5 protein-coding genes and 1 pseudogene are annotated in these 7454 nt (G+C 63.6%); all 6 read right to left on the bottom strand.

The features are described from left to right. A partial coding sequence (locus ABT24_RS15550; protein WP_286738278.1) for a methyl-accepting chemotaxis protein occupies positions 1-1149 on the bottom strand: 1149 nt, incomplete at its 3' end. Positions 1150-1244: 95 nt separating this feature from the next. Next, positions 1245-2327 carry a protein-glutamate methylesterase/protein-glutamine glutaminase gene (locus ABT24_RS15545; RefSeq protein ID WP_276731671.1) on the bottom strand — a complete coding sequence of 361 codons (1083 nt, stop codon included), beginning with the start codon at positions 2325-2327 and terminating at the stop codon, positions 1245-1247. A 35-nt stretch (positions 2328-2362) separates the two neighbouring features. Continuing rightward, positions 2363-2914, bottom strand: a complete 552-nt coding sequence (locus tag ABT24_RS15540; RefSeq protein ID WP_276731667.1) for a chemotaxis protein CheD — start codon at positions 2912-2914, stop codon at positions 2363-2365. Further along, a pseudogene (locus ABT24_RS15535) lies at positions 2911-3590 on the bottom strand (CheR family methyltransferase). Before ABT24_RS15535 ends, ABT24_RS15540 begins: the two are co-directional and overlap by 4 nt. A 52-nt stretch (positions 3591-3642) precedes the next feature. After that, complete coding sequence (locus ABT24_RS15530) at positions 3643-6891, bottom strand: sensor domain-containing protein (protein ID WP_276731663.1); 3249 nt, start codon at positions 6889-6891, stop codon at positions 3643-3645. A 28-nt stretch (positions 6892-6919) separates the two neighbouring features. Continuing rightward, the coding region (locus ABT24_RS15525) for a methyl-accepting chemotaxis protein (RefSeq protein WP_286738268.1) at positions 6920-7454 on the bottom strand (535 nt) is incomplete at its 5' end.

Raw genomic sequence — 7454 nt, 5'->3', positions numbered from 1 at the left:
GCCCTTGCCATGCTCCCCAGCCCGGGCCGCTTCAATCGCCGCATTCAAAGCCAGCATATTGGTCTGATACGCAATGTCATCGATGATCGAGATGCGCTCCGCGATGGCTTGCATCGCCGAGACCGTGCCCTGCACCGCCGCACCCCCTTCACGCGCTTGGCCTGCCGCCTGCTGCGCCATCGAATCCGTCAGACGGGCGTTATCCGCATTCTGGCGAATCGAAGCGGTCGCCTGCTCCAGCGTGGCCGAGGTTTCCTCCACCGAAGCCGCCTGCTCCGAAGACGACTGCGACAGACTTTGCGAAGTCGCCGACACCTGCGTGGACGCCGAGAGCAGTTGCTCGGCCGAAGACCGCACCGAGCCGATGACCGAAGTCAGCCGCCCGACCATGTCCCCCAAAGCCGTGAGCAACTGCCCGGTTTCATCCTTCGAGGTGGAAGCCACCCGCACCGACAGATCGCCTTCGGCCACGCGCTGCGCGACATGCACTGCCTCGCTCAAGGGGCGGGTAATGGAGCGGGTGATCCAGAAGCCGCCCACCATTGCCGCGATGATGAAGCCGATGGTGATCCACAGCGCCTGGCGAACCGCACTTGCATAGGCGGCCTGGCTTTGCGCATACGCCGCCTGCATCTGCGCTTTCTGATGGGCGATCAACGCACTGATGTGCTGGTGCATGGCGAGCACGATGGGCGAGGCTAGCTGGGTGTAGATGGTGCTGGCCTGCGGATAGAGTTCTTGCTGCATCAGACCGATGACCTGCTGCTGCACGCCCCGGTTCTTCGCCATCAAGCTGTGAATTTCAGCGAGCTGCGCGTTGACCTCTGCATCCGGCGGCAAGGCTTGCAAGTCTTTGAACACTTGGGCCGTGCTTTCACGGTTTTCGGCGAGCTGCTTTTTGAGGGCCTGCTGCGCCTGCGCGTGTGCCGGGTTCAGCAGGGTTTGATACAGCGCGGCTGTGGTGCCCTGGAAGTTGGTGAAAAAAGTGTTGAGCAGGGCGATGCGCTGGCTTTGCACATGCACGATGGCGTCGAGCCGGGCGTTTGACTGTGCCAATTGCTGCTGCGCCAACGCGGCATTGAGCACGATGACGGCCAGCATTCCGAGCAGGCCCAAGGTCATTCGGGTGCGAATACGAAGGTTGTTCATCAGGGTAGAGAGAGGTTTAACTTGATGCTTATGCAACGACACGAGGCCAGTGCCGCTGCATAGGGGAAGACCCCGTGTGGGTGCGTAGTCTGGGGTCAACCGCGGCCGTATTCCACCATCGCCGCGCCGATGTCGCCCAGGGCCAGGCTGCGGTCGGCAGCGCCAAGTTTCACCGCCTCCTTGGGCATGCCGTAGACCACGCTGGTGGCCTCGTCCTGCGCCACGGTGCGGGCGCCGGCGTCGTGCATCTCCTTGAGGCCGCGCGCGCCGTCGTCGCCCATGCCGGTGAGGATGATGCCCAGCGCGTTGCGCCCGGCGCATTGCGCCACTGAGCGGAACAGCACATCGACCGAAGGCCGGTGGCGGTTGACCGGCGGGCCATCGCGCACTTCGACGTGGTACTGCGCGCCGCTGCGCCGCACCTGCATGTGGCGGCCGCCCGGCGCGATGAGCACCAGCCCGGGAATCAGCCGGTCGCCGTCACGCGCCTCGCGCACTTCGAGGGCGCAGACGGAATTTAGGCGCTCGGCAAAAGTGGCGGTGAACTTCTCCGGCATGTGCTGCACCACGGCGATGCCCGGCAGGGTGCGGGGCAGGGTGGTGAGCACGCGCTCGAGCGCCACGGTGCCGCCGGTGGACATGCCCATGGCGATGATCTTCTCGGTGGTGTCGGTCAGCACATGCGCGCTGGGGGTGAACGCGGGTGGCGCAGCGGTCTTGGTCACGCTGACCACGGGCCGCGACAAGGCGCGCAGACTGCCGGTGTTGGCGCGGGCCGCGGCCTTGATGGTCTGCGTCAGCTCGGTGGTTTGCTCCACCAGAAAGTCCTTCAGGCCCACGCGCGGCTTGGTCACCACGCTGACGGCCCCGGCCGCCAGAGCATCGAGCGTGATCTGCGCGCCTTTTTCGGTGAGTGTGGAACAGATCACCACCGGCAGCGGATGCTCGACCATGAGCTTCTTGAGGAAGGTGATGCCGTCCATGCGGGGCATCTCGACGTCGAGCACCAGCACGTCGGGCCACTGGCCTAGCTGCATGCGCTGCAGGGCAAACAGCGGGTCGGGTGCGACGCCGATGACCTCGATGCCCGGATCGCGCAGCAGCACGGCCTGCAGCACCTGCCGCACCACGGCGGAATCGTCGACGATGAACACCTTGACCTTGTCGGTCCGAATCATGAAAGCGTCTCCAGTAGGAAGGGTTTTGATGGGACTCAGCCCATGCTTTGCTGCGCGTTCTGGCCCCAGAATTTCAGATAGGCGTCGCCGCTCCAAATCTCGAACAGCACATTGCGGTGGCCTTCGCCGCCCAGATGTTCGGCCTTCAGGCGCAGGCCATGTTGACGCACGAGTTCGCGTCCGCGCAGTACGTTTTTGCACGGCACGTCCAGGCAGCCGTGTTGCACATGCAGGGGCTTTTCCTGCGTGAACATGCGCCCGCCGCCGAACAGCTTGGCCTCGTATTCATCGGGGCGGGTGCCCGCCGCCCGCATATCGCGCAGGAATAGCAGCATGGCCTCGTCGGCATAGCGGCCGTCGAGCGCACGGTGAGCACCATGATGCGCGCCGCGGCCGGGCAGCATGTAATGGCATAGCCCGCCGATCTTCAGTTGCGGGTGCCACACCGCAATCGCCACGCACGAGCCCAGCAGGGTGCGCACGCGCGTGCGTCCTTCGCCGAAATACAGCTCGCCGGGCTGCAGAAAAATTTCCAGCGGTTCTTCCTGCGCCGCCTCGGCAGGTGCGGGGTACGGCGCAGTTTTCATTGCGGCTTGAGATAGACGGCGGGCTGAAGGCTGCGCAGCGGCAGATCCAGACCGTTCAGGCTTTCGGAATGACCGATGAACAGATGCCCGCCGGGCCGCAGCACATCCAGCAGCCGACGGCACACCGCGCGCTTGGTTTCGGCGTCGAAATAGATCATCACATTGCGCAGCACCACCAGGTCGAACTGGCCGATGTCGGGCAGGGCGGTGTTGAGATTGATGACCTGAAAGCGCACCCGCTCGCGGATGCTGGGCTGCAGCGCAAAACTACCCTCATGCGCCCCCGTTCCCTTCAGACAAAAGGCCTTGAGGTAGGGCTGGGGAATTTTTTCGGCGCGCTCCGTTGTCCCATGCGCTCGGCCAGCACCATGGCGATGCTGTAGGGCTCTTCACCGCTGGAGCAGGCCGCACTCCACACCCGGAATGGGCGCGAGGTATCCGCATGCGGAATGATTTGCTCCGACAGATAGGCGAAGTGCCGCGGCTCGCGAAAGAAATAGGTTTCGTTGGTGGTGAGCAGGTCGATGGCCTGCTGGCGCTCGGCGGCGTCTTGCCGCAGATGGTGCAGGTAATCGGTGAAAGTCGCCAGCCCGAGCGCGTGCAGCCGCTTTGAAAGACGCCCTTCGACCAGCGCTTTTTTCGACGGCGCCAGGGTGATGCCAGCGGCTTCGAACATGAGGCGGGAAAAGCCGCTGAGTTCGGTATCGGTGAGCGTTTGCATGGTTTTTTCAGCCAGGTGTGTGGGTCTTGGCATCGGCCAGATATTGAGCAAAGCGCTTGGGCGCGACCGCCTGGCTGAACAGCCAGCCCTGGTAGGCCTCGCACCCGAGTTGCTGCAGAAAATCGGCTTGCTCCTGCGTTTCGACGCCTTCGGCGATGACGATCAGGTGCAGGGCCTTAGCCATCGAAATCACTGCACGCGTAATGGCCGCGTCGTCGGCATCGTTGGGCAGGTCTTTGACAAAAGCGCGGTCGAGTTTGATTGTGGTGACGGGCAGACGCTTGAGCGAGGCCAGCGAGGAGTAGCCCGTGCCGAAATCGTCGATGGAGGTGTTCACGCCAAGTTCGCGCAATTGCACGATCAGCCCGCTGACATGCTCGGGATCGCGCAGCATCATGCTTTCGGTGATTTCCAGCTCCAGCAGGCCGGGCGCGATGCCCGAGTGCTCCAGGGCCGAAGAGACCTGGCGCAAAATCAGATCGCCCTGCAACTGCCGCATCGAGCAGTTCACGGCGATGGGCAGCGGGGTCTTGCCTTGCTGCTCCCATTCTTGAAGCTGCTTGCACACGGCGTTCAGCACCCATTGCCCCACGGGCACGATCAGGCCGGTTTCTTCGAGCAGCGGAATGAACGTGGCCGGAGAAACCAGACCATGTTGTGGGTGCTGCCAGCGCAGCAAGGCCTCCGCCCCAATCACCTGATGGGTCTGCAGGCAGACCTTGGGTTGGTAGAGCACAAAAAACTGCTCCAAGGCGAGAGCGTGGCGCAGGTCGGTCTCCATCTCGATGAGCTCGCGCCCGCGCTGGCTCATGTCGGCGGTGTAGAGCAGCGCCCGGCCGGGGGTGTTGGCCTTGCAGCGGTACATGGCCACATCGGCACGGCTGAACAGTTGCGTGGCTGAACGCCCATCGCGCGGCGCACGCGCAATGCCCAGGCTGGCGGTGATGAAAATGGTCTGGCCGTCGAGAACGAAAGGCTCGGTCAGGCTGTTGAGCAGTTGCTCGGCGTGATCGAGCAGGGCCTGCTGGTCGGCGGTGCAAGGATGCAGCACGGCGAAGGCATTGCCGCCCCAGCGTGCCAGAAAATCGTCTGGAGCAAGCGCGACCTTCAGCCGCGCCGCGGTTTCGATCAACAGGTCATCGCCCAGGGCGTGACCAAAGCTGTCGTTGATCTGGCGGAAGCGGTCGATGTCGAGCAAGTAAACGGCCAGTTGGCGGCTCTCGTCCCGGCTGGTCTCGGCTTCGAGCAAGCGCTCTAGCGATTCGATGACCAGGGTCTGATTGGGCAGTTCGGTCAGCTCGTCGTGATCGATCAGCCACTTGAGGCGCCGGTCTACGGCACGGATTTCCGTGACGTCGTGCGCGACCGCTGCGGCGCCGAGAGGCGTGCCGGTGGAATCCAGCAGTCGGCGGGCCGTGATTTCATAGTGCCGCCACTGGCCTTCCAGGCTTTCTATCAGAAAGTTCTCTGCCTCCTTGGGTTCACCGCGCAAGGCCGATCCCAGCGGCAGTTGCTCCAGTGGAACCGGCTTGTGGTCAGTGGTGTGAACAGGCGTGACCAACTCCAATTCACGCAATGACACCCCCATTTTTGTCGGCAAACCCGCCCGAATGGCTGCCGCGTTCACATAGCTCAGCAAGCCGTTTTCGTCGCAGGCGTAGACCACGTCGCGCATATTGTCGAGCACCGCATTCAGAAACGCGGTCTGCCGGATCGCAGCGTCCCTGCGGGCGAGTTCGTCAGTCACGTCGAGGGCGTAACACACGATGGAGGTCACAGCGCCGTCCTCGTTCTTCACCGGGGAGACATGCCACTGCAGCATGCGGTACTGACCATTCTTGTGACGATAGCGCCGGTGCGCGCAATAGGCGCCCACCTCTGTGTCTGCCATGCCACCGAGTTGGGCGGCCACGGCGCCCTGGTCGTCCGGATGCAGAAAATCGTCGACGACATGGGGCTGGCGCAGCTCTGCCGGCGTGTAGCCCAGCATCTCGCTGAAGGCCGGATTGAAGTCGAGAATGTCGCCTTGCCCGTTCACCATCAAAATGCCGATACCGGAATAGTCAAAAGCGTTCTGTACCCGCGCGTTCGCCTGATGCAGCCTCTGGGTCAGTGGGCGCAGTTGCCAGCCCAGCACGAGCAGCCCCAGCAGCACCAGACCCGGCACGAACAGCAGCCCGGTTTCGAGCGTATCGACGACCGGGGCATAGAGTTCGGCCGTGGGCACTTCCACCGCCAGGGCCAGCCCGGTCGTGCCGAGCGGCGTGGAGCTGATCAGCCATCGCTGGCCGTCGATTTCCTGAATCGTCGTAGCCGCTTTGCCCTGTGCCCAGCGCACCTCTGCGGGCAGACGCTTGGATGTGAGTAGCGTCGTCTGTTCGCTTTCACCGGCCTTGCTGGGCAGACAGGTCCAGAGGTCATTGGAGAGGCTGCAGATTTTGATGACGGTGTGTTTCGCGCGACGCGTCAGCTCATGCGCGATGCGGCTGGAGGCGGGCAGGGGCAGCGAGGCGCTGAAGTGGCCGATGGTCTGCTCGCCCTTGCGAATCGGGAGCTGCGTGTGCAGAAAAAAATTGAGCGTTTCCGGATCGCGCTGCAGCATGAACTGGCTGGCTGGCGGCATGGCCGACGCCAGGCTGGGCAGCCCCGGGTGGTGCGCTGTGGAGGCTGCGCTCGACAGCACGGTTTCACCCCAGAGATTGGTGATGCTGTATTCGTGAGGGGCCAACAGCGCCATCATGGTGCGCAAGTCGGCGAGTTGGCTTTGCAGTTCGGCAGATGGATGCGCGGGACTGCCTTCTTTGCCGTTTTGAAGCGTTTGCAGGGTGCGTAAGAGCAATGGGTTGTGGGAAAACCGCTCCAGCTCCTTGCCGCGAACCTCCATCGCCATGAGCAGGCCGCGGCTGAGTGCGTCGCGGTCGTTCTCCATGCTGAGCGTCAGCCGATTCCGTTCGTGGTCGGCCATTACCAGAGCGGTGAATAGCGCGGTGAGCGAGCTGGCCAGCAACAGAATCACCGCCGCCGTCAGCATGAGTTTGCGGTCTGGCCGCTGCCGGTACGCGACGCGCATCCAGGGAAAGCGATTGCGCACGGCCGTGGCGACGCCAGCGGAAAACAGCAGCGCCGCAGGCTGGTAGGCGCTGCTCGTCCCGGTTCCCCACAGCTGCTGGAGCAGCTTCCAGGCGAGCATCAGCACGCCGGCCATCGCAAGGGCGACGATGCCGAGATCGATGAGCAGTGGGGTGATCAGGTGCATCAGCGTGTTGAGGAGTTAGTCAGTCCCTTCAGAACCGCACGAATTCTGGCTGCGATTGCGCGAGCACCGGCAGACTGTCTTCGTTAGCCGCCCGGGCCTTGCCTGCGGCAGGCCGTGCGGCCGGTTTAGCCGTCGTGACCTGCGTTTCCTGGCTGAGCCGGAAGCCCGCCATGCTTTCCTGCAAAGCCTGCGCCTGCGCATTCATCTCTTCGGCCGTGGCCGCGAGTTGTTCCGAAGCCGAGGCGTTCTGCTGGGTGACCGCTGAGAGCTGGGCGACGGCCTGATTGATCTGCTGCATGCCGGTGGACTGTTCCTCCGACGCCGCTGTGATCTCCTGCACCAGATCCGAAGTCTTCGAGATATTGGGTGCCATCTGCGCAATCAGGCTACCTGCCGCGTCCGCCTGCTTCACCGTCGAAGTCGCCAGATCGCCGATCTCCTTGGCCGCCACCTGAGAGCGCTCGGCCAGCTTGCGCACCTCCGCGGCCACCACCGCAAAGCCCTTGCCATGCTCCCCAGCCCGGGCCGCTTCAATCGCCGCATTCAAAGCCAGCATATTGGTC

The organism is Thiomonas sp. SCN 64-16, assembly GCF_001725585.1.
Lineage (GTDB): Bacteria > Pseudomonadota > Gammaproteobacteria > Burkholderiales > Burkholderiaceae_C > Thiomonas > Thiomonas arsenitoxydans.
The sequence above is the reverse complement of the archived record's forward strand: the minus strand, read 5'-3'. Positions and strand labels throughout refer to the sequence as shown.

What these genes read in the sequence shown, in the direction of transcription:
- ABT24_RS15545 (WP_276731671.1), bottom strand. Translation starts at nt 2,327, where the DNA reads ATGATTCGGACCGACAAGGTCAAGGTGTTCATCGTCGACGATTCCGCC.
- ABT24_RS15540 (WP_276731667.1), bottom strand. Translation starts at nt 2,914, where the DNA reads ATGAAAACTGCGCCGTACCCCGCACCTGCCGAGGCGGCGCAGGAAGAA.
- ABT24_RS15530 (WP_276731663.1), bottom strand. Translation starts at nt 6,891, where the DNA reads ATGCACCTGATCACCCCACTGCTCATCGATCTCGGCATCGTCGCCCTT.